Annotated in this window: 21 protein-coding genes and 5 tRNA genes; 9 read left to right on the forward strand and 17 right to left on the reverse strand. The window is 54.5% G+C overall.

The window, feature by feature from the left end:
* Positions 1 to 3 precede the first annotated feature (3 nt).
* The 7 genes from hisH to NOS26_RS02480 all read right to left on the reverse strand — a co-directional run bounded on the left by hisH (position 4) and on the right by NOS26_RS02480 (position 5,752).
* On the reverse strand, positions 4 to 624 hold the full coding sequence (gene hisH, locus NOS26_RS02450) for an imidazole glycerol phosphate synthase subunit HisH (protein ID WP_014015197.1): 621 nt from the start codon (positions 622 to 624) through the stop codon (positions 4 to 6).
* Positions 621 to 1,205 carry an imidazoleglycerol-phosphate dehydratase HisB gene (gene hisB, locus NOS26_RS02455; protein ID WP_255917215.1) on the reverse strand — a complete coding sequence of 195 codons (585 nt, stop codon included), beginning with the start codon at positions 1,203 to 1,205 and terminating at the stop codon, positions 621 to 623. Before hisB ends, hisH begins: the two co-directional genes overlap by 4 nt.
* Positions 1,198 to 2,274 (reverse strand): histidinol-phosphate transaminase, encoded by a 1,077-nt coding sequence (gene hisC / locus NOS26_RS02460; RefSeq protein WP_255917216.1) that lies wholly within the window; start codon positions 2,272 to 2,274, stop codon positions 1,198 to 1,200. The genes hisB and hisC overlap by 8 nt, the downstream gene beginning before the upstream one ends.
* Entirely contained in the window at positions 2,267 to 3,556 is a 1,290-nt protein-coding gene (hisD, locus tag NOS26_RS02465; RefSeq protein WP_255917217.1) for a histidinol dehydrogenase, read from the reverse strand. The genes hisC and hisD overlap by 8 nt, the downstream gene beginning before the upstream one ends.
* A gap of 16 nt (positions 3,557 to 3,572) precedes the next feature.
* Positions 3,573 to 4,208: an ATP phosphoribosyltransferase gene (gene hisG / locus NOS26_RS02470; RefSeq protein ID WP_014015201.1), complete on the reverse strand. Its 636-nt coding sequence runs from the start codon at positions 4,206 to 4,208 to the stop codon at positions 3,573 to 3,575.
* 1 nt (position 4,209) lies between these two features.
* Positions 4,210 to 5,427: an ATP phosphoribosyltransferase regulatory subunit gene (locus NOS26_RS02475; protein WP_027894995.1), complete on the reverse strand. Its 1,218-nt coding sequence runs from the start codon at positions 5,425 to 5,427 to the stop codon at positions 4,210 to 4,212.
* A gap of 109 nt (positions 5,428 to 5,536) precedes the next feature.
* Positions 5,537 to 5,752 (reverse strand): DUF951 domain-containing protein, encoded by a 216-nt coding sequence (locus NOS26_RS02480; RefSeq protein WP_022497379.1) that lies wholly within the window; start codon positions 5,750 to 5,752, stop codon positions 5,537 to 5,539.
* A 147-nt stretch (positions 5,753 to 5,899) separates the two neighbouring features.
* Between NOS26_RS02480 and NOS26_RS02485 the strand changes: the two genes are divergently transcribed.
* The 4 genes from NOS26_RS02485 (at position 5,900) to rbr (ending at position 8,067) form a co-directional block, all read left to right on the forward strand.
* On the forward strand, positions 5,900 to 6,208 hold the full coding sequence (locus NOS26_RS02485) for a hypothetical protein (RefSeq protein ID WP_014015204.1): 309 nt from the start codon (positions 5,900 to 5,902) through the stop codon (positions 6,206 to 6,208).
* Positions 6,195 to 6,911: an HAAS domain-containing protein gene (locus NOS26_RS02490; RefSeq protein ID WP_255917218.1), complete on the forward strand. Its 717-nt coding sequence runs from the start codon at positions 6,195 to 6,197 to the stop codon at positions 6,909 to 6,911. The genes NOS26_RS02485 and NOS26_RS02490 overlap by 14 nt, the downstream gene beginning before the upstream one ends.
* A complete protein-coding gene (locus tag NOS26_RS02495; RefSeq protein WP_255917219.1) occupies positions 6,912 to 7,400 on the forward strand; it encodes a hypothetical protein in 489 nt (162 codons plus the stop codon).
* 127 nt (positions 7,401 to 7,527) lie between these two features.
* Entirely contained in the window at positions 7,528 to 8,067 is a 540-nt protein-coding gene (gene rbr, locus NOS26_RS02500; protein WP_014015207.1) for a rubrerythrin, read from the forward strand.
* Positions 8,068 to 8,139: 72 nt separating this feature from the next.
* Here the strand turns inward: rbr and NOS26_RS02505 are convergent, their stop codons facing one another.
* The 10 genes from NOS26_RS02505 to NOS26_RS02550 form a co-directional block, all read right to left on the reverse strand.
* A complete protein-coding gene (locus tag NOS26_RS02505) occupies positions 8,140 to 8,847 on the reverse strand; it encodes a response regulator transcription factor (RefSeq protein ID WP_014015208.1) in 708 nt (235 codons plus the stop codon).
* A 32-nt stretch (positions 8,848 to 8,879) separates the two neighbouring features.
* Positions 8,880 to 9,722 (reverse strand): D-alanyl-D-alanine carboxypeptidase family protein, encoded by an 843-nt coding sequence (locus NOS26_RS02510; protein ID WP_255917220.1) that lies wholly within the window; start codon positions 9,720 to 9,722, stop codon positions 8,880 to 8,882.
* A gap of 589 nt (positions 9,723 to 10,311) precedes the next feature.
* Complete coding sequence (locus tag NOS26_RS02515) at positions 10,312 to 11,112, reverse strand: CpXC domain-containing protein (RefSeq protein ID WP_027894990.1); 801 nt, start codon at positions 11,110 to 11,112, stop codon at positions 10,312 to 10,314.
* Positions 11,113 to 11,115: 3 nt separating this feature from the next.
* On the reverse strand, positions 11,116 to 11,862 hold the full coding sequence (locus tag NOS26_RS02520) for a macro domain-containing protein (protein ID WP_014015211.1): 747 nt from the start codon (positions 11,860 to 11,862) through the stop codon (positions 11,116 to 11,118).
* A 45-nt stretch (positions 11,863 to 11,907) separates the two neighbouring features.
* A complete protein-coding gene (locus NOS26_RS02525) occupies positions 11,908 to 12,825 on the reverse strand; it encodes a metal-sensing transcriptional repressor (protein ID WP_074786899.1) in 918 nt (305 codons plus the stop codon).
* Between the two features lie 329 nt (positions 12,826 to 13,154).
* Positions 13,155 to 13,240 (reverse strand) — tRNA-Leu (locus NOS26_RS02530).
* Positions 13,241 to 13,265: 25 nt separating this feature from the next.
* Positions 13,266 to 13,342, reverse strand: a tRNA-Asp gene (locus tag NOS26_RS02535).
* Between the two features lie 33 nt (positions 13,343 to 13,375).
* Positions 13,376 to 13,461: transfer RNA gene (locus NOS26_RS02540), tRNA-Leu, on the reverse strand.
* Positions 13,462 to 13,479: 18 nt separating this feature from the next.
* A tRNA-Phe gene (locus NOS26_RS02545) sits at positions 13,480 to 13,555 on the reverse strand.
* A 7-nt stretch (positions 13,556 to 13,562) separates the two neighbouring features.
* Positions 13,563 to 13,639, reverse strand: a tRNA-Asp gene (locus NOS26_RS02550).
* Between the two features lie 206 nt (positions 13,640 to 13,845).
* On the opposite strand from NOS26_RS02550, the gene NOS26_RS02555 reads away from it, so the two are divergent.
* From NOS26_RS02555 to NOS26_RS02575, 5 genes are all read left to right on the forward strand, one after another.
* The gene (locus NOS26_RS02555; RefSeq protein WP_014015213.1) at positions 13,846 to 15,666 is read left to right on the forward strand and encodes a phosphoethanolamine transferase; all 1,821 of its coding nucleotides are present in this window, start codon (positions 13,846 to 13,848) and stop codon (positions 15,664 to 15,666) included.
* Between the two features lie 155 nt (positions 15,667 to 15,821).
* On the forward strand, positions 15,822 to 17,183 hold the full coding sequence (gene amrA / locus NOS26_RS02560; RefSeq protein ID WP_255917221.1) for an AmmeMemoRadiSam system protein A: 1,362 nt from the start codon (positions 15,822 to 15,824) through the stop codon (positions 17,181 to 17,183).
* Positions 17,184 to 17,191: 8 nt separating this feature from the next.
* A complete protein-coding gene (gene amrS / locus NOS26_RS02565) occupies positions 17,192 to 18,043 on the forward strand; it encodes an AmmeMemoRadiSam system radical SAM enzyme (protein WP_036202451.1) in 852 nt (283 codons plus the stop codon).
* 116 nt (positions 18,044 to 18,159) lie between these two features.
* Positions 18,160 to 19,467: a nickel-dependent lactate racemase gene (gene larA / locus NOS26_RS02570; RefSeq protein ID WP_014015216.1), complete on the forward strand. Its 1,308-nt coding sequence runs from the start codon at positions 18,160 to 18,162 to the stop codon at positions 19,465 to 19,467.
* Between the two features lie 476 nt (positions 19,468 to 19,943).
* Positions 19,944 to 20,270: a cupin domain-containing protein gene (locus NOS26_RS02575; RefSeq protein WP_014015217.1), complete on the forward strand. Its 327-nt coding sequence runs from the start codon at positions 19,944 to 19,946 to the stop codon at positions 20,268 to 20,270.
* Positions 20,271 to 20,643 lie beyond the last annotated feature (373 nt).

Genomic DNA, 20,643 nt, shown 5'->3' on the forward strand with positions numbered 1-20,643 from the left:
GTCTCACCCTTTCTTCATGACGTAATCGACGACGTTCCGGAGAAGCTGTTCGCCGACGCGGCCGCTCTTTTCCGGATGGAACTGGAAGCCCAGGACATTGTCTTTGCCGCAGATAGCCGGGACGGGCTGGCCGTAGTCGGCCGTAGCGATGACGTCGGGCGTATCGACAGGCGATTTATGGTAGGAATGGACGAAATAGACGTACGGATGGGCCGGCAGGCCTTTCTGGAGCCAGTGTCCCTGACGAAATTCCAATTCATTCCAGCCCATGTGGGGCACTTTCAGTTTCGTGTGGAAAGGCACGATGTCGCCGGGCAGGAAGCCCAGGCAGTCATAGGTACCGCCTTCATAGCTCTTTTCAAACAGGGCCTGCATGCCCAGGCAGACGCCCATGAAGAATTTGCCGCTTTGGACCTGTTCCTGAAGGAGCGGGATGAGGTCGAATTTCTGTAAATTCCCCATGGCATCGCGGATGGCACCGACGCCGGGCAGTTCGACCATGTCGGCGTCGCGGATGACAGCCGGGTCGCGGGTAATGACCGCTTCGATGCCCAGGCGCTTCCAGGCATTGTATACGTTGGCCAGGTTGCCAACTTCATAATCGATAATCGCAATCTTCATCATAACACCCCTTTTGTCGACAAGACACTCGTTTCGTCGCCTTCGATGTGGACGGCTTCTTTCAAGGCATGGCCCAGCCCTTTGAACACCGATTCGACGATGTGGTGGGCATTTTCGCCATAGAGATTGGTGACGTGCAGGTTCATGCGTCCGTGGTCGGCCAGGGCATAGAGAAATTCCTTGAGCATTTCCGTTTCAAAGGTCCCGATGCGTTCGACAGCGAGCTTCACGTCATACACTAAGTACGGCCGGCCGCTGAGGTCGATGACAATCCGCGTCAGGGCTTCGTCCATGGGGCAGTAGAACATGCCATAGCGGTTGATGCCCTTCTTGTCGCCCAGGGCCTTGGTCAGGGCATCGCCGAAGACGATGGCCAGGTCCTCGATGGTGTGATGCGTGTCGACGTCGAGGTCGCCGTGGACGTGGAGGGTAATATCCATGCCGCTGTGGCAGGCCAGGAGGTTCATCATGTGGTCGAAGAAGCCGATGCCCGTCGTACCGCCGAAGGTACCGGAGCCATCGATGTTGAGGGAGACGGCGATCTGCGTTTCTGCCGTTTCCCGTTCGATCTGGGCACTACGCATTTTTCTTCGCCTCCTCGGTCATGACGGCGACGACCTTGCGGACGACTTCGTCAGTGGTAATGGTGATGCGCAGGCAGTTCTTGAGGTTTGCTGCCTTATAGGAGCGGACGCAGATGTCAGCATCGTGCAGGGCTTTGACCATGGCCGGGCCGTCGGGGACGCGGACCAGGACGAAGTTCGTCGAGCTGGAGTAGACCGTAAGGCCGGGCACATCCTTCAAGGCGTCCATGAAATACTGACGGGCTGCCAACGTCGGAGGAATGTTGTGGGCCAGGATGTCATCGGCATAGTCCATGGCGGCCAGGGCGGCATTCTGCGAGAGGATGTTCAAGTTGTAGACGAGCTTGGTCAGGCCCAGGGCGTCGATGAGCTCTTTCTGGGCCACGCCGTAACCGACGCGGCAGCCGGCCAGGCCGAAGGCCTTGGACAGGGTGCGGATGACGATGAGGTTATCGTACTGGGAGAGCTTGGTGATGATGCTCGGCGCACCGGCAAATTCCAGGTAGGCTTCGTCGATGACGACGATATTGTCGGCAGCCTGGACCAGGCTTTCGACGTAATCCAGGGGCAGCAGTTCCCCTGTCGGGTTGTTCGGATTGCAGAGGACCGTCACTTTCGGCTGGAGTTCCTTGACTTTGGTCAGGAGTCCGTCGCGGTCGCGGCGGTAGCCGTCGAGGTCGGATACGGTGACGACCTGGGCGCCGAGGACTTCGGCGTCGATGCTGTAGATATCGAAGGTCGGCGTATGGGTCAGGAGGGTATCGCCGGGATTGAGGAAGGTATTCATGATGAGGCTGATGATTTCATCACCGCCATTACTGACGAGCACTTCCTGAGGCTGGCATCCGACGTATTTGGCCAGGGCTGCCCGCAGTTCTTCGGCAAAGGGGTCGGGATAGTGGTACGACGGCGTCTTGGCCAGGCGTTCCAGGAAATCGGCCTTGACCTGGGGGAAATCAAAGATGTTATAAGGGCTTTCATTAGCATTGATGACGATATGCTCTTTGATTTCCGGAACGACATAAGGTTCAAAGGAACGGATTGTATTGCGGAGCCAGTTATTATTCATCGATTCTCCTCCTTACTGCCAGGCCGTGTGCCTGCAATCCTTCGACATTGGCGAAACGCATGACCTTGTCGGCGACGGCGCCGAAGGCGTCCTTATCGTATTCCAGGAGGCTGCTGCGCTTGACGAAATCATAGACACCGAGGGGCGACGAGAAAGCCGCCGTGCCCATGGTCGGCAGGGTATGGTTCGGTCCGGCGAAGTAGTCGCCCAAGGGTTCTGTCGTATAGGGACCCATGAAGATGGCGCCGGCATTGACGATTTTTTTAGCCCACGTTTCGGCGTCGCTGAAGGCGATTTCCAAGTGTTCCGGTGCGATGAGGTTCATAATATCCACGGCCTGGTCCTTGTCCTTGACGATGAAGAACTTGGCGTGCTTTTCAATGGATTCGGCGGCAATGTCCTTGCGCGGCAGTTCTTCCAGCTGGCGCCGTACTTCGGCTTCGACTTCGCCGGCAAAGGCGGCACTGGGCGTGACCAGGAAGACTGCAGCCCGGCGGTCGTGTTCCGCCTGGGCCAGGAGGTCCGCAGCGACCCAGACCGGATTGGCGTCGTGGTCGGCCAGGACGCCGACTTCACTGGGACCGGCAATCATGTCGATGCCGACGGTGCCGAAGACCAGGCGCTTGGCCATGGCCACGTAAGCATTGCCGGGACCGACGATCTTAAAGACTGGCGGAATGCTTTCTGTACCGTAAGCAGCCGCGGCAATGCCCTGGGCACCGCCGACTTTATAGATTTCCGTAGCGCCGGCGACATGGGCCGCAGCCAGGATGTAGGGATTGACCGAACCGTCTTTGGCAGGCGGCGTGAAGACGGCGATGGACGGGACGCCGGCGACGTGGGCCGGGATGGTGTCCATGAGGACCGTCGACGGGTAGGCAGCCGTGCCGCCGGGAACGTAGACGCCGACGCGCTGGATTGGCGTGAACTTGGCCCCCAGGCGGACGCCGGGACGGAAGGTATCGATCCAGGTCTGTTCGACCTGCCGTTCATGATAAGCCCGGATGTTGGCGGCCGCTTCTTCGAGGATGGCCATGAAATCGGGACCGACGATGTCGACGGCGGTGTCGATTTCTTCCGGCGAAACGAGGAAACTGTCCAAATCCACGCCATCGAAGCGCTTTGTATATTCCCGGACAGCTGCGTCGCCGCGCTGTTCGATATCGGCCAGGATGGCTTCGACGGCTTTGCGGATGTCTTCACTTTCTGCCTGATCGCGTTTGGTAATGCGGCGAATGTCGCGTAAGGTCAACCCTTTACTGGGTACATCTATCCATTCCACTCTAACTCCCCCTTAGTTATGCCTTCATGCTGTGTTCACGGATGACTTCCATGAGCTGCTGGATTTCGTCATATTTCATCTTAAAAGAAACGGGATTGCAAATCATGCGGGCACTGAAATCCATGAAGTATTTGAGAACTTCCAGGCCGTTGGCCTTCAAGGTGTTGCCCGTTTCAACAATATCGACGATGACATCGGACAAGCCGACGATCGGTGCCAGTTCGACGGACCCGTTGAGCTTGATGATGTCGACGCTGTGGTGATTGGCTTCGAAATAGGCGCGGGCAATGCGCGGGTATTTCGTGCCGATAGTGATGCGCTTGGTCATGTCGACCTTCTTGCCGGCAATGCCGGCGACGGCCATGCGGCAGCGGCCGATGCCCAGGTCCATGACTTCGTAGACGTCAGCGCCCGGCGCCTCTTCGATGAGGACGTCCTTGCCGACGATACCCACATCGGCAGCGCCGCGTTCGACGTAGACGGCGACGTCCGGCGACTTGACCAGGGTCACTTTAAGCTGGCCCTTGGCGTCCTCAAAGATGAGCTTGCGGCTTTCTTCGGAATACGTCGGGAAATCATAGCCGCTTTCGGCTAAATACTTCATGACTACTTTATGAATACGGCCCTTGGCCAGTGCAATATGAATCGCCATGTTACAACCTCCCCATGAGTGCTTCCAATTCTTCGGCCGTCATGGCCTTGCCGTCCTTGTAGTACGAGCCGTTGCGGTAAATAGCGTGGATACTGTAGTCGGCGCTGTCGATGAAGGACGAATCGGGATAGGCGGCGACGCGGAAGCCGCGGTCGCGCCAGTTCATGAGGTCCCGGACCAGGGTCTGGTCGCCCTGGGTGTAGGATACGGCCATCTGGAAGGACGGTTCCGTATCTTCCAGGAGGCCGGCATCGCTCATGTATTCATACAATAAATTGATGTTCATGCCGAAGCCGCAGGCCGGGCGGTCGACGCCGAACCGCGACGACAGCTGATCGTAACGGCCGCCGTCGATGATATCGTACAGGGCACCGTCGACGTAGACCTTGAAGACCGTATCCGTATAATAGCCCAGGCGGCTGGCAAAGCCGAAGTCGAGCTGGACCTTATCGGCATAGCCGGCATAGAGGATGTAGTCATAGACCCGTTCCAGCCGCGACAAGGCGTTGAGCATGCCGCTGTTGATGGAATAGTCCCGGGCCTTGCTCAAGGTCTGGGCATAGGGCCCGAAGAGGACCGGCAGGGCTTCCAGGGCCTTGCGGGCATCGGACGAAATCGGCAGGGACGCGATATAGGACTTGCAGGCCACGAGGTTGCGTTCGGCCATATACCCCTTGAGGGTTGCCTTCTGCTCTTCCGAAAGGGGAAGGCCATCGAACAAGGCCTGCGTATAAGCGGCCGTACCGATGTCGATGCGGATGTTTTCGACGCCGACGGCTTTGAGGATCTCTGCTGCCGTGACGATGACTTCTCCGTCACATTCGGGGCTGGAGTCGCCCAGGATTTCGATTCCCCCCTGCAGGAAATCCTTGCCATACGTCGAGCGGCCGTAATATTCGCGGAAGACCGTGCTGACGTAGCCGAACTTGAGCAGCTGGTTCGACCGCGGAAATTCCCGGGCCGCTGTTTCGACGATGGGCAGGGTCACATCGGGCCGCAGGACCAGGACCCGTCCGTCCGTATCGATGGTCTTGACCATCTGCTGGCGGAGCTGCGGAAAGAAGTGCTGGTACACATCGTAATCTTCAAAACTCGGCGTTTCAATAATCTTACAGCCGTGGTTCATAATAACGGAAATTATTTTTCCCTGGATCCGGTCATAATTGCGCATTTCATCATGGTGGAGCATCTTCACTCCATCCAAGGTATTGTTGTTCATCCTATGACCTCCCTTTCTTTAGTTCTTTATCTCAGTAAAGTATTAAAATATCAGCTGTTGAATATTGTACCACAAAGTCCTAAAAATAAAAATACCTTTTTCTAACTTTTTACGCTTTTTCACTTTCATCACCAGCACATTTTAATCGTTTCTTTACGGACTTTTCAAATTTAGGCCGGGGAATCATGACCCGGTGGCCGCAGCCAGTGCAGCGGATGACGAAATCGACGCCGATACGCAGCACCTCCCATTCATTGCAGCCGCAGGGATGGGCCTTCTTCATCTGGACGATGTCACCTACATAATAACGGACAAAATCAGCCATCAAAACTCCTCCTTCAAAAGACAAATAGAATTATATATCATTATATAGCCCAAAAGCCCGGTCTGCAAGGGAATGGGCCGCCGCGATTGACCTGCCATAGTGCCTGTGATAAGATAACAAGGAATGAATGAAAGAGGAGGAATTGCTTTGAAATCATCGATGAGCCGGCAGAGCCTGCGCCGGTCCTATCTCATCTGTTACATCATCGGCACGCTCTGTACGATTTTCGCCGTCGCCCTCCTGGGCTGGGTCGCCATCTGTATCGCCCTGGAAAAGGAACCCCTGGCGTCGGTCGCCTTTTTGCCGGACATGCCGGTATTCGCTATCTTCATCGTCATCATCGCCATCGCCGCCCTCAGCGTCGCGGCCTGGCAGCATGGTGCCACGTTCCACCAGCGTTATGAAGCACTCATCGGAAAGGAAGGGCCTGACAGCGTAAAGAATGAGAAAGAATGAATTTATGGACCTCTTGCGCTATTATTTCCGCAAGAGCGATAAAAATGACTTGAAAGGCATCATCGAAGACTGCGAAGAACAGTTCCGCCTCGGTGCCAAAGAAGGCAAATCGGAAGAAGAGATCTGCTGCAAACTGGGGCATCCCAAGAATATTTACCGCTATTACATCGGCGAACCCATCGTGCCCGAAGACAACCCGCGCATGCCCGGCGACGAATACGGCGGCTACGGCGATTTCGGTCCCGGCATGGAGGACCGCGTTTTCTACGACCAGGATCGCAGCGACGACTACTACCGGCAGCAGCAGCTGGCCCAGCAGCAGCGCCGCTACGACCGGGAACAGGTCATGCGCCAGCGCTATGCCGCAGAAGCCGCTAAAACCGGAAAGGATTTCAACTGGAACGACGGCAGCAGCCAGATGGGCCAAGCGGCCAAAGCCGTCGCCAGCCCCTTCATGGACATCCTCGGCACCTTATTCGGCATCCTCAGCGGCTTCCTCTACCTGGCCCTGGCCATCGTCATCCTGGCAGCCGTCGGCATTTCCTTCATCCCGGCCTATGCCTATACGGACCTCCTGCCCCTGCCGACCCTGTCCCTGGTGACTCGGGTCCTGGCCGTCCTGACGGTCCTCTTCGCCGCAATGACGGCCAGCTCGGCCAGCCAGGCCTGCCACGCCGCAGCCCGCGGAAAGGGGGCGCAGTAAATGAAGCGCGTCCTCATCTGCCTCATCCTGACCCTGGCCTGCGCCTTCGGCAGTTATATGTCCTTCATGAGCAACGACTACGGCCCGTTGAAACACTGGATGGCCTACTATAAAGAATATAAGGAAATCCAGGGAGCCCTGGACAAGGGCAATGCCAGCAAGGCCGAACTCCTGGCCAAACTGAAGGCCATGTACCCGGAAAAGGCCGACCAGATCGAAGCCCAGTTCAAGGCCAAATACGGCAGCCTCAAGGACTCGGCCGAAGATGCCGGCGACACGGTCAAATCGAAGTGGGATTCCTATACCCGCGACGACAGCCCCAGCCGCAGCCGCTCCCAATCTCAGTCCCAGATCCATAACGGCCAGTCCTCTTCCCGAACAAGCCAAATCCAGAACAGCCGCAGCAGCCAGAACAGCCATCTGGACAACACCCCTGACAATGAACGCAGCCATCGGACCGATAGCCACGACAACCATACAAGCCGTTAAACTTTTCTACTAACAAATAACAATTATCCGTTGACACCAAGGTTGAAAAGTGCTACAATGAAATCAACCCAAAGAGGTGCTAAAAACTAAATTAAAATATAACTTTTTGTCAAGGAGGAAATGAATTATGGAATTAAAAGGTTCGAAAACAGAAAAAAACTTACAGGCTGCTTTTGCTGGTGAATCCCAGGCCCGTAACAAGTACACCTACTATGCCAGCGTAGCTAAGAAAGCCGGCTACGAACAGATCAAAGCTTTCTTCGAAGAAACGGCCAACAACGAAAAAGAACACGCTAAGATCTGGTTCAAACTCCTCAACGGCGGTGAAATGCCCAACGACATCAATGCACTGAAAGACGCTGCTGCCGGCGAACATTACGAATGGACGGAAATGTACCCGACCTTCGCAAAAGAAGCTCGCGAAGAAGGCTTCGACAAAATCGCCTTCTTATTTGAAAAAGTCGCTGAAATCGAAAAACACCACGAAGAACGCTACCTCGCTCTCCTGGCTAACGTCGAAAAACAGGAAGTCTTCAAGAAATCCGACAAGAAGACCTGGATCTGCCGCAACTGTGGCTTCATCGTAGAAGCTGTCGAAGCTCCGAAAGTCTGCCCGGTCTGTGCACATCCCCAGTCCTTCTTCGAACTCCGCAACGTCAATTACTAAGCAGTGACTCGTGCTCGTAGCTCGTTAGCCAAACGCAAAAAGAGGCTGTCGCCAAGGCGACAGCCTCTTTTGCTATTCTTCTACGCGGAAACGATAACCGTTTCCCCAAACGGTTTCGATAGCCGTAAATTCCGGCTGGACTTCGTTGAGCTTGTCCCGCAGGCGGTTGACGTGGACCGTCACCGTCGCCAGTTCGCCCAGGGCATCGAGATGCCAGATCATTTCAAAGAGGTACTTCTTGGAGAAGACCTGATTGGGATGGCGGGCCAGGAACAAGAGCAGGTTAAATTCTTTGCCAGTCAGATTGATTTCTGTTTTTCCCCGGAATACCTGGTGGCGCTTGATGAAAATACGCAAGTCGCCGACTTGGATATCCGGCTTGTTGTCATCGGCATCCTGGAGACGTACCCCTAACAGTCTCTGATGGATTTCCAGATGAGCTTTGAGGCGGGCCATCATTTCTGATGGATTGAAAGGCTTGACGATGTAGTCGTCTGCCCCGAGCCCCAAGCCCTTGATCTTATCGTCGTCGCTCCCCCGAGCGGTGATGAAGAGAATGGGGACGTTGCTGATATCCCGCAGTTTGCGGCATAACATGAAGCCATCCGTGTCCGGCAGGCCGATATCCAGCAAGACCGCTTCGATAGTCCCGCTGTCAAAGATCTTCATGCCTTCCTTCCCCGTCATGGCTACGGATACTTCGAAGCCGTTGGCCTCGAGAAAGTCCCGTTCGATGGCAGCAATCATGCTGTCATCTTCAATAATCAAAACGTGCGCCATAACTATACCCCCTCGTTGTGCTTCCGGTCAGGCTATTTCCCCGTCTGTAATCTTCGGAAGCCGTAATCTAAAATGGTCGGTGCATCAGTCCAGCGGTTGTCGTCATTGAACAGGACTAAGACCAGCGTATGGCCGTTGCGCGTTGCCGAAGCTACCAGGCAATCGCCGGCAGCGTTGGTGAAGCCCGTCTTCACGCCGTTGGCACCGGGATAACCACTTGTCAGGAAGTGGTTCGTCGTCGTGACGTGTTTCGGTTCCCGACCGTCCAAATATTTTACATCATAGGACTTGAGTCCTACAATATAACGAAATTCAGGGAAGTTCTTCATACCGTAGGCAGCCATCTTGGCCATATCGATGGCCGTCGTGTGATGGTGGGCTGCCGTTAAGCCGTTCGGATTGACGAAATTCGTATGAGTCGCTCCCATTTTGACCGCTTCCTGATTCATCTTTTCGGCATAACCGGCGACAGAACCGCCCAAAGTCTGGGCCACGGCGACGGCGGCATCGTTCCCGGAAACGACCATCATACCCCGCAGGGCTTCGCGGATGGAAATCGGATCGCCCGGCGAAATCCCCAGACAGGAAGGTTCCATATTGGCTGCTTCCCAGGAAATCTGTAAAGGCTGGTCCAATTTATCTTTATACTGGTCCAGGGCCGTAATGAGGGTGACAATCTTCGTCGTGCTCGCCGGGTGGACCCATTTGGTCGGATAGACCTGATATAATACCTTACCTGTATCGACATCGATCATGCAAGCCGATTCGGCAATCGTCGGCGGCATATCGGCCTGAGCCGTCACCGTCATGGAGCTAATTATAAAACCGACAGCAATGACCGTCGTCAGCATAATGCGCTTTAAAATAGAAAACATCCAAGGTCTCCTTCCTCATCTAACAAAATTATGAATTGCCAGGGAATACAAATTCTACAATCAAAACATCTGTCATTGAACCTCTCCCACTTATAGAAGTGCGAGATTCTTGAGAAGTTTGATACATGGACTACCGCCTGACAGCCTATTCCAAAGGAGTTAGCTGTCAGAATATCCTTATTCTCAAAGGGCTGTCCAAAAGCCCCTTACACAGTCCCTCGAAATCGAAGTTCTGCTTACTTGAGTAGATACACATTTTGCACTTCTTTTCTACCCGTCGCGATTCGCCTATGGCGTCGTGCTGCGGCAAGGGGGAGTGCTCCTCCGAAAACGGCTCAAAGACCGTTGATTGAAAATACTTTTTTGTTCTCGCAGAAGTTCTAACTGCTATTAATATTATACCACAAGCTCGCCATTCATCCACCACCTAAGAGGTGGGAGTCTTTTGGCGGGAAAAGATAAAAAGAGGCTGTCGCATTAGACAGCCTCTTTAGCAGTTCATACCTAGCCAGCCTGATAGCATGTTTTGTTTACGACCTGCGGCCTGCGAACCGCGACCGGCAGGCGCCCCACGTGGGCGCCCTACAAATTATTCCGGCTTCACTTCGGCCCGGAAGATTTCGTCGCCGATGGTCTTGACCCAGAAACCGATGAGGTTGCCATAGGTTTCGCGGTTCTTGTCTTCTTCGGCAGCCTTAATGATGTACGTCGTGAACTGCCGGGCCCAGGAATAGCCGAAACGGTCGAACTGTGCCTTGCGGTTGGCATCGGCGATCTGTTCGATGATGGGCAGGAAAATATCTTTCGTCACTTCTTTCAAGTGTTCCGTAATGGGATAGACATAGGCCATGCCCTTGGCATCTTTCTGCATGAAGACCAGGGCCAGCTTATCCGAATCATGGCTGTCATCGGCATAGTCGATGTGATAAGCTTCCAGAGGCAGGCGGTCCTTATCTTCCTGACTGAGGAGCTGATAGGCGCCGTACTTGATGATTTCGTACAGGCGGTCGTCATAGGAACTTTCCAGTTCGATGATCTTTTCCCGCCATTCGCCCCAGGTCAGGGCGGCCCGGCAGGTGTAGGTCGTGAAGGACGGCGAACCCAGGGCATCCTGGACTTCCTTCGACGTGACCCGTTCCTTCGGGTCCGGGATGTGCCAGACCAGGAGCTTCTTGTCGCGGTCGATATAAAGGCACTTGCTTTCCATATGGATCTTGGCGTGACAATGAGGGCACGTATAGAAGAATAAGTTTTCGTCGAAATGAACGCGTTCGCTCAATTTCGCATCAGCCGTATCGATGACGTCCCACGTATGGAAAACGCCGTATTCGTGGCAGGCCGGGCACTGGATAGTAACGTCCAGGTCATGGGTTCCGTTTTTCTTTGCCATAAGTTACACTCCTTCCGTACGACTTGCCGGATATAAAGCCATGATTTTCGAGGCGGCCTGTTCGATGTCGACGAGGCTGCGCTTCCTCAATTTCAAGAAAGGATGGACAATGGCTTCGATTTTCTTGACTTCTTCAGACAAGGCAATGGGGTCCGGTGCATCGTCGCAGCTCTGCAGCAAGGCCAGGGCCGGACCGGCTTCTTCCATCATGGCTGCCTGTTCGTTGCCGGCAGCTTCTCCCAGATGGCGGAGCCAGAAAAAGACAGCGGCTTTTGTATAGGCTTCCTGTTCTTCCGGGCTCGTGCAGACCATGTCGATGCGATCGAAACCGGCCCCTTCGGTCAAGAGCAGGGGGACAGCAGCGGCCGCAGCCCGCTGCAGGGGATAACGCTTTTCTTCCGTACTCAGCGAGGCAAATGCAAGGTGCTTCAAATGTTTTTCATCGGCCAGATGAAGGGCTTTCTTATAAGCCGACAACAATTCCCCTTCTTCGCCACGCTTGCCGCCGACCCAGTAGGGGCCGACAGCATGGATAATGAAGGAAGCCTTTAATTTATAACCCTTGGTCATGACAGCACTGCCGACGTGGCACATGCCGAGGGTACGGCATGAAGCGGAAAAAGACAGGCCGCCTTTCTGATGAATCTTACTGCTGACGCTATTCGTTGGCAAGAGAGTCGAGCTGGCGGAATAGACGAGGCCGTCAGCCTTCCACTCGGATAAATCACCTAGTAATACACGAAACTGCATCGTAGTCACACCCTTTCAAAATGGTTACTCTGTCCTATTATACCATTACTTGACAAAGGTATTAATAGCTTTCTTGAGATTTTCTACGGCTTCTGCGTCTCCTTCATGGATGGCATCGACGATGCAGTGGTCGATGTGGTCCTTGAGGATGACCCGGCTCACGCCGGCAATGGCCGAGTGGACGGCCGCCAGCTGGACCAGGACGTCGCTGCAGTCGCGGCCGTCTTCGATCATGCGCTTGATGGCTTCGACGTGGCCCGTAATGCGCGACAGCCGGTTGAGGACGCGTTTCGTTTCCGTATGGTGATGGTCATGATGGGTACCGGCGTGTGCCTGAGCAGGCTGTTCTTCTTCATCGTCATAGACGAAATCGGCTTCGTCGGCGGCCTTGACGACCTTGATGAAATAGAACCGGTCCGTATCCATGGCCATGACGATGGAAAAGCCGGCGCTGATCAGCTTCTCTTCCAAAATATCCACCGGCGGCAGCACGGGCGCGCCGCCATGGATGGCGTTGACGGCCTGGCGGGGCAGGTCGTGCATGATGAGTAGCATCCCGCCGGGCATCAGGGCCTCATAGAGGCGGCGGATGACATCGCGGCTGTGTTCCGCAATGTGGGGATAGAAATTGAGACAGCAGACGACATCATAATGTTTCCTAGGAAAAGCATATTTCAGGACATTGCCCGTCGTAAAGGTGACATTGGCCAGGTGAGAAAATTTATCCTTGGCCACGTCGATCATCTGCTGGGAATAGTCGAAGCCTTCCACACTGCCTTCATCTCCAGCCGCTGCGGATAAGTAAGGCAAGAGCACGCCCGTCCCACAGCCCGCATCGAGGATGGCTGAACCGGGCCGGATGGCCGCCAGCTCCATGAAAGACGATAAGACCCGGTCGTCCGCCTTGCGGTCGCGGTCCCAATTTTTCGCATAATTTTCAAAAAAGACATGTTCCTTATCCATAGGGATTCCCCTTTTTTCGAGTTTATAGTAAGCAGTGGCTCGTGGTTCATGGTTCGTGGCTCGTGACTTGTACCCCACGGTTTGTAGGGGCCGTCCCAAAGGGAGGCCGTAAAAAACATTCCCTCAGGCTGACCAACGGTATGGCTGACTGTTCACGGCGGGCCGCCTTGACAGGACGGCCCCTACGGAACACTAACTGCTAAAAAAGGGACTGTCGCACAAAAGCTATTGCTATCATGCGTGGTCCCTATCTCTTTGTAGTTCGGAGTTAGTGGTTAGCCACTAATCACTTAAAAGGGCTTGTCGTCATACGACAAGCCCTTTTTACATGGTGCGGTTGGGGGGACTTGAACCCCCATGAACTTTCGTTCACTACCCCCTCAAAGTAGCGCGTCTGCCATTCCGCCACAACCGCATATAAAATTGTAAAAAAAAGAATATGGCGACCCCGATCAGATTTGAACTGACGATCTTCGCCGTGACAGGGCGACATGTTAAACCGCTACACCACGGGGCCGTTTCTATTCAGCGCTCCTCTTTTGAGAAGCTATGGTGCGGTTGGGGGGACTTGAACCCCCATGAGCTTTCGCTCACTACCCCCTCAAAGTAGCGCGTCTGCCATTCCGCCACAACCGCATGATAGGTAATTGATGTTGGTGCTCAGGGACGGAATTGAACCGCCGACACGGGGATTTTCAGTCCCCTGCTCTACCGACTGAGCTACCTGAGCAAAAAAGTGGCGACCCCGATCAGATTTGAACTGACGATCTTCGCCGTGACAGGGCGACATGTTAAACCGCTACACCACGGGGCCGTTTCACCATTGTTTCAGCACGGAGTGCCTCAACGAAAACTATTCTACCATGACCTGTCGTTTTTGGCAAGTCTTTTTTTATCTTTTTTTCCGGTAATTCAAAAATTCCCTCTATGTTATCAGCCCCGTTTGATGTATAATATAGCCGGTATGCTTTGTTTACATCGTTTTTACAAAGAGTTTTACAGAGAGGATAGAACAAACACATGGTTCATGCAATGAAGACCTTCAGCAAATGGCGGCACAGACTCTTGCCGCTGTGTATCATCTTTGCCGTAGTTTATGGCTGCTGCTTTGAATGGCAGTTTCTCATTTCCCTGGGCATGGGGCCCGACAATATCGAAGACATGACCTTCGGCTTGCTGCCCGGCGTCGGCGCTGTCGTCCTGTCCCTGGCCCTGTATTGGAAACACTTGTCCCCAGGCGCCATCATCCCTCCGGCCCTCATCGGCCTGGGCTGGATTATCACGGGACCTTATTTGAGTTACATTTCCCTGATCAATACCAACACGATTTACTTGAACAATATATATGATATATACGTAGGACTATACTTTTTTGCTATCTTTTTCTGCCTGAACATGATTGTCCGGCAGTACATCCCCCACAAAACCGGAGCGGTCTTCATGACGATCGTCCAGTTCGCGGCCTTCTTCGTCATCCTGCTCCAGTGGGTCTACTATTTCCTTTACAACTCGTCGATCACGACATCCGGCGCCCTGCTCATCTTCCAGACGGGCCCGGCTGAGACCCTGGAATACTTCCATTCCCTGGGGCTGTTCAAGGTAGCCGCCATCGTCATCGTCCTGGCCCTGATTTTGGCAGGACTGTTCCTCTTGAACTATCGCCAGCGCGTCCTGCCCAGGACCCACGTCTACCGCAAGGTCCTCCCTATCGTCTCGCTGCTGCTCATCATCGCCCCGTCCGTCGGCGCCTTGAGCGAAGAAATCTTCCCGGAAGCCTTTCCGATCCGGACCTTCATCGACACACACGACTATATGAAGCGGTCGGCTATGTACGCCGAAAACCATGACGACAAATACACCGCCCTCCAGGCCGTCCAGCTCCATCCGGCCGACTACCCCAACACGGTCATCGTCGTCATCGGCGAATCGGAAACGCGGACCCTCATGAACGCCTATAATCCGGACCACGTGCCCAATACGCCGTGGCTGACGGCGATGAAATCCAACCCGGACTTCACACTGTTCACCAACGCCTACAGCTGCGTCTGGTACACCGTCCCCGTCCTGGAACACGCCCTGACGGAATCGAATTTCTACAACGACAAGCCCTTCAACGAATCCATTTCCATCATCGACATGGCCAAGAAAGCCGGCTATAAGACGTACTGGTTCAGCAACCAGGGTTCTGTCGGCGTCGCCGATACGCCTATCACCTTGGTGGCCAATACGGCAGATGTCTCCGAATGGGTCGACCGGGACCTGAAGGAATCGACGCTGGACGGCGCCCTCCTGCAGTTCCTCAAGCGCGTCGATCCCAAGGAAAAGAACTTCGTCGTCCTCCACATCATGGGCAGCCATATCGAATACCGCAACCGCTACCCCAAGGAATTTCAGAAATTCAATGACGGCAAGATCAACCAGGAAGCCGATTTCGACAATACCGTCCTCTATACGGACTGGGTCTTGTCGCAGATTTACGACTACGCCCGGGACAACCTCCATCTCGACGCCATGGTTTACTTCTCGGACCACGGCAGCGATCCCGACGTCGCCCGCCAGCCCGACAGCGCCAGCTTCAAGGTCCTGCGCATCCCCATGTTCTGCTACCTGTCCGACGCCTACCAGAAGCGCAATCCCGATGTCGTCAAAGCCATCAAGGCCAATAAAGACAAGTACTTCACGAACGACCTGGAATACGAATTTATCTGCGGCGTCCTAAACATGCAGTCGCCGAACTACGACCCGGCCATGTCCATCGCCTCGTCGAAATGGAGCATGGAACGGAAAGACCTGAAGACCCGCTTCGGCAAGACCAGCCTCATGGAGGACACAGAATATTAGGAGCCTTCGGCTCCGTGGGGCGTGGGTCGTGAACCGTGGACCGTAAGTCGTCTTCGCCAAACGAATCACGAAAAGAGCTTATCGCTACGCGACAAGCTCTTTTTATTTGGAGTATAATAGAACTAACACCACATTTTCCCAAAGGAGGTATTTCTATGGAACATGCTTGTGTCGCAGCCGGGTTATTTCCCCATCCGCCGATTATGCTGCCGGAAATCGGCGGCGATGAGCTGCAAAAGATAGCATCTACGGTACGGACTGTCCAGGCAGCGGCCCGATTGATTGTCAGCCAGAAACCGGAAACACTGGTCATCATGTCGCCTCATAACTACGTCTTCCCCGACGGGGCGACGCTCTTGGAGGCGCCCCGCCTGTATGGCAATCTCGATGCCTTTGGCTATCCGGAACTGGCCATGGATGTACGCACCGACATGGACCTGGCCGAAGAAATCTTTGAAATCGCCGCCCCGAAAACCGATATCTACCGCCTCGACGCGGCCTGGAGCGACCGTTTCGGCCATCCCCTCTACGTCGACCAGGGTACATTCGTCCCCTTATACTACCTGCGCCAGGCCGGCTTCACGGGCCAAGTCGTACTCATGGCGCCGCGCTTCGATGACTACGACAGCATGAGCCTGTTAGGGGACCTCGTCGTCCAGGCCGCTGCCCGCCTGGGCCGGCGTATCGCCATCGTCGCGTCCGGTGACTTGTCGCACCGCCTCCTGCCCGGTTCCCCCAACGGCTATACGCCAAAAGGGGCCGTCTTCGACAAGACCGTCATGGAAGCCCTGCAGAAACAGGACCCGGCCATCCTCAAGACCCTGAGCCGCAACCTCATCGACGAAGCCGGCATGTGCGGCCTGCCGTCGGTGTACTTTCTCTTCGGCGCCCTGCGCCATTTCCGTCCGGTCATGCCGGTCTATTCCTATGAAGGCCCCTTCGGCGTCGGCTATGGCGTCGCCTTATACCTGCCGGAAGGCCAGGAAAAACGGGCTGAAGAACCGGCTGTCGCCGACATCCGCGTCCGCCTGGCCCGGGAAAGCATCACCTACTACTTGAAGCACCACAGCCTGATGACCGTCCCCAAGGACCTGCCTGAAGACCTGCAGGACAAGGCCGGCGCCTTCGTATCCCTCCACAAGGGGAGCCGCCTGCGCGGCTGCATCGGCACCTTCCTGCCCATGCAGATGAACATTGCCAGCGAAATCATCCACAATGCCGTATCCGCTGCCACCAGGGACCCGCGGTTCTATCCGGTCAGCCTGGACGAGCTGAAAGACATCGATATTTCCGTCGACGTCCTGGGCCAGCCCGAAGCCGTCGCTTCGCCAGCTGACCTGGACCCCAAGAAATACGGGGTCATCGTCATGAGCCATGCCCAGACAGGCCTGCTTCTCCCCGACCTGGAAGGCGTCGACACGGTCCAGCAGCAGATTGCCATCGCCAAGGAAAAGGCCGGCATCCCGCCGCAAATCCGGCCGGACCTCTACCGCTTCACGGTCACGCGCTATAAGTAGGTGACATCATGGAAGCCGCTTATTACGATATCGCCAAAGACGGCCGGGCAGCCTGCCGCCTTTGCCCTCATCACTGCTCCATCGCGCCGGGCCATCGCGGCCGCTGCCAGACCCGCTATTATGACGGCCATACCCTCCAGGCCCTGAATTACGGCCAATGCACGGCCCTGGCTCTGGATCCGATTGAAAAGAAGCCACTGGCCTATTTCCATCCCGGCTCGCGCATCTTGTCCCTCGGTTCATGGGGCTGCAATTTCACCTGTCCCTTCTGTCAGAATTGGCAGATTTCCCAGCAAGAAGCACCGTACCGGGATCTGACGCCGGAACAGGCCCTTGCCCTGGCCAAAAGCTGCACGGACAACGGCAACATCGGCCTGGCTTATACCTACAACGAACCATCGCTCAGTTATGAATTTATCGCCAGGACAGCCCGCCTTATCCACGAAGCGGGACTGGTCAACGTCATGGTCAGCAACGGCTATATCGAAAAGGAACCGCTCCAGGCCTTGCTGCCTTATATCGATGCCTGGAACATCGACCTCAAAGGGTTCTCCCAGGCCTTCTACCAGTCCCTCTGCGGCGCATCGCTCCAGCCCGTCCTGGATACGATTGCCGCTGCTGCCACCGTGAGCCACGTCGAAGTGACGACGCTGATCATCCCCGGCGAAAATGACGACCCGGCCCAGATGGACGCCGAAGCCCGCTGGCTGGCCGCCCTCTCGCCGGACATCCCGCTGCACCTGACCCGCTATTTCCCGCAGTACCACTGGTCCGCACCGATGACGCCGTTACAGACGATGGAACAGCTGCAATCAATAGCCCGCCAGCATCTCCATTGTGTCCATTTGGGCAATGTATAGGCTGGTCGCCATACGTTAAACGATTATTGTCAACTTTAAACTTGTATACTGGCCATGGCATGATATAATAAGGTACAATTTGTTTTTTTATTTTTAAAAAGAAGTGGTGGTACAAAATGGCATTAAAAGAATTTACGTTCAATATTGGTGAAAATACACAGTCCGTCATGCTCCCGGAAGAACACATCGTCGGCGTCATGGAAGGCAAACACGTCCCGGCTGTCGATGTCAAACAGGCGACGATCGACTGCATGCGTCATCCGATCGGCAGCGCCCCGTTGCAGGAAAAAGTCCAGAAAGGCGATAAAGTCTGCCTCGTCGTCGCTGACGTCACCCGTACCTGGAACCATTCAAATCAATTCCTCATCTACATCATCGACGAATTGAACCTGGCCGGCATCCCCGATGACGACATCTGCATTGTCTTCGCTCAGGGTTCGCACCGCGCCCAGACGCCGGAAGAAGACGTCCGCGTCTGCGGTGAAGAAGTCATCCGCCGCATCAAGACCTATCAGCATGACTGCATGGACCCGACCCTCGTCGACTGCGGCACGACCAAGCTCGGCACGCCGTTGAAACTCAACAAACACGTTGTCGACGCCGACAAAGTCATCATCGTCGATGGCATTACGACCCATCTCTTCGCCGGTTACGGCGGCGGCCGCAAACTCATCCTGCCCGGCGTTTCCGGTTTCGAAACGATCCAGCGCAACCACTGCCACGCTCTGGCTGACGAATTTGGTCACGGCATCAACCCCAAGACGCGGGCCCTCAAGATCGACGACAACCCGCTCAACGACGACATGGTCGAAGCCTGCAGCAAGATCAATCCGTGCTTCCTCGTCCACTCCGTCATCAACGGCGACGGCGAAATCTGCCGCATGGTCGGCGGTGACTGGTACGACGCATGGCGGGCTGGCACCGAAGCCGTCCTCGACATCCAGCGCGTCCCGATGAAAGAAAAAGCAGACGTCGTCATCGCCTGCGCCGGCGGCTATCCCAGCGACGTCAGCCTCTACCAGGGCTGCAAATGCTATGACCCGGCTGAAATGGCTGTCAAAGACGGCGGCGTCATCATCGCCATCATGGAAGCCCGTGACATCAAAGAACCGGCTATCTACATGGACAGCTTCAAATACGATACGATGGAAGAAATGGAAACGGCCCTGCGGGCACACTTCACCATCCCCTTCTTCGTCGCCTTCAACCTCTTCTGCCTGACCCATAAAGACACGGTCATCCTGGTCACGCTGCCGCGCAACTTCGACGACATCCGCCGCACTGGCCAGATTCCGGTCGCCACCGTCCAGGAAGCTTGGGACCTGGCTCAGCAAAAACTGAAAGAACAGGGCAAAGATAAAGATTACACCATCAACATCATGCCCCATGCCACCAAAGTCATGCCGATTTTGCAGGAAAAATAACGAAGTTATTTTTCCCGTAGGGGACGCCCAGAGGGCGTCCCGCTTGATTCCACAATCCCGTAGGGGTCGCCCAGAGGGCGTCCCGCTTGATTCCACAATCCCGTAGGGGTCGCCCAAAGGGCGACCCGCTTGATTCCATAATCCCGTAGGGGTCGCCCAAAGGGCGACCCGCTTGATTCCATAATCCCGCAGGGGGGCTGTCGCACGAAGGTTTTTACCATCATGAAAGGCCCCTTTCTCTCGAAAGTTTGTAGTACGGAGTTTGTAGAAGAAGGCGCTGTCTTCATGCGACAGCGCCTTCTTATTATTCCCAAAGGCTATACTTATCCATTCCTTGATGCATAAGTGACATAATATATTTTCGCGTACCGCATGACAAACGTAAAATCCTATGCTATAATATAGCCAAGAGATGCGAAAGGAATGGTAAGCAAGTTCCCCTTCCTTTGTAAGCGCATTAGAAAGGGGTGAGTCCAGTGGAAATAGAGAAAGTAGAACATGCCTCCGGCGGTAAGGGGTACATCTTGAAGAAAAAACTTCTGAGCGCCACCGAGCTGAAGGATAAAGTAGGTATGTTCGCCGAAATCACATTGAAACCTGGATGTTCCTTAGGCTATCACGTTCACAGTGACAACGCAGAAGCATATTATATCCTTTCCGGAGAGGGAGAATATGACGACAACGGAGAAATCCGGACCGTTAAACCAGGAGACGTTACTTACACATCAGATGGTAAGGGTCACAGCTTGGAAAACAAAAGTCAGAACGATTTAGTTTTCATTGCGTTGATCATTAACAACTAAATAATGTCCATAGGATCAGCAAGCGTTCGTCGATGAACATTACGAATTAACTTATCTTGATTGAAGTGCTTCGAACTTTTCGAATGGGTGTGATGTTTTTCAAATAGGTTAGTCTAGTAAATCCAAGCGCAACGAACGATTATTGTTTCACATTTTTGTACGAGGTTAAAGTAACCAGAACCAAAAACGAGATGAATATGAATCCTATAACGTAGAGGACCGGTAGACATATGTCGCGTGTGTATCGGTCCTTTTACGTGTCTTTTTTGCCTTGACTTCTCCCTTCTCCATTGACAGAAACCGTCCCCTCTTCTATAATATACTGAAACGGTATTCTATAGAATTCGTTTAGATTTATCAAAGGGGGAGACAA

The organism is Megasphaera sp. SC8-1 (genome assembly GCF_024436295.1).
In the GTDB taxonomy this organism is placed as follows: Bacteria; Bacillota; Negativicutes; order Veillonellales; family Megasphaeraceae; genus Megasphaera; species Megasphaera elsdenii.

Bases quoted from the DNA above. Each gene is read 5' to 3' on its own strand.
- hisH (WP_014015197.1), bottom strand. From the start codon at position 624: ATGATGAAGATTGCGATTATCGATTATGAAGTTGGCAACCTGGCCAAC.
- hisB (WP_255917215.1), bottom strand. From the start codon at position 1,205: ATGCGTAGTGCCCAGATCGAACGGGAAACGGCAGAAACGCAGATCGCC.
- hisC (WP_255917216.1), bottom strand. From the start codon at position 2,274: ATGAATAATAACTGGCTCCGCAATACAATCCGTTCCTTTGAACCTTAT.
- hisG (WP_014015201.1), bottom strand. From the start codon at position 4,208: ATGGCGATTCATATTGCACTGGCCAAGGGCCGTATTCATAAAGTAGTC.
- NOS26_RS02475 (WP_027894995.1), bottom strand. From the start codon at position 5,427: ATGAACAACAATACCTTGGATGGAGTGAAGATGCTCCACCATGATGAA.
- NOS26_RS02480 (WP_022497379.1), bottom strand. From the start codon at position 5,752: ATGGCTGATTTTGTCCGTTATTATGTAGGTGACATCGTCCAGATGAAG.
- NOS26_RS02490 (WP_255917218.1), top strand. From the start codon at position 6,195: ATGAGAAAGAATGAATTTATGGACCTCTTGCGCTATTATTTCCGCAAG.
- NOS26_RS02495 (WP_255917219.1), top strand. From the start codon at position 6,912: ATGAAGCGCGTCCTCATCTGCCTCATCCTGACCCTGGCCTGCGCCTTC.
- rbr (WP_014015207.1), top strand. From the start codon at position 7,528: ATGGAATTAAAAGGTTCGAAAACAGAAAAAAACTTACAGGCTGCTTTT.
- NOS26_RS02505 (WP_014015208.1), bottom strand. From the start codon at position 8,847: ATGGCGCACGTTTTGATTATTGAAGATGACAGCATGATTGCTGCCATC.
- NOS26_RS02510 (WP_255917220.1), bottom strand. From the start codon at position 9,722: ATGTTTTCTATTTTAAAGCGCATTATGCTGACGACGGTCATTGCTGTC.
- NOS26_RS02515 (WP_027894990.1), bottom strand. From the start codon at position 11,112: ATGGCAAAGAAAAACGGAACCCATGACCTGGACGTTACTATCCAGTGC.
- NOS26_RS02520 (WP_014015211.1), bottom strand. From the start codon at position 11,862: ATGCAGTTTCGTGTATTACTAGGTGATTTATCCGAGTGGAAGGCTGAC.
- NOS26_RS02525 (WP_074786899.1), bottom strand. From the start codon at position 12,825: ATGGATAAGGAACATGTCTTTTTTGAAAATTATGCGAAAAATTGGGAC.
- NOS26_RS02555 (WP_014015213.1), top strand. From the start codon at position 13,846: ATGGTTCATGCAATGAAGACCTTCAGCAAATGGCGGCACAGACTCTTG.
- amrA (WP_255917221.1), top strand. From the start codon at position 15,822: ATGGAACATGCTTGTGTCGCAGCCGGGTTATTTCCCCATCCGCCGATT.
- amrS (WP_036202451.1), top strand. From the start codon at position 17,192: ATGGAAGCCGCTTATTACGATATCGCCAAAGACGGCCGGGCAGCCTGC.
- larA (WP_014015216.1), top strand. From the start codon at position 18,160: ATGGCATTAAAAGAATTTACGTTCAATATTGGTGAAAATACACAGTCC.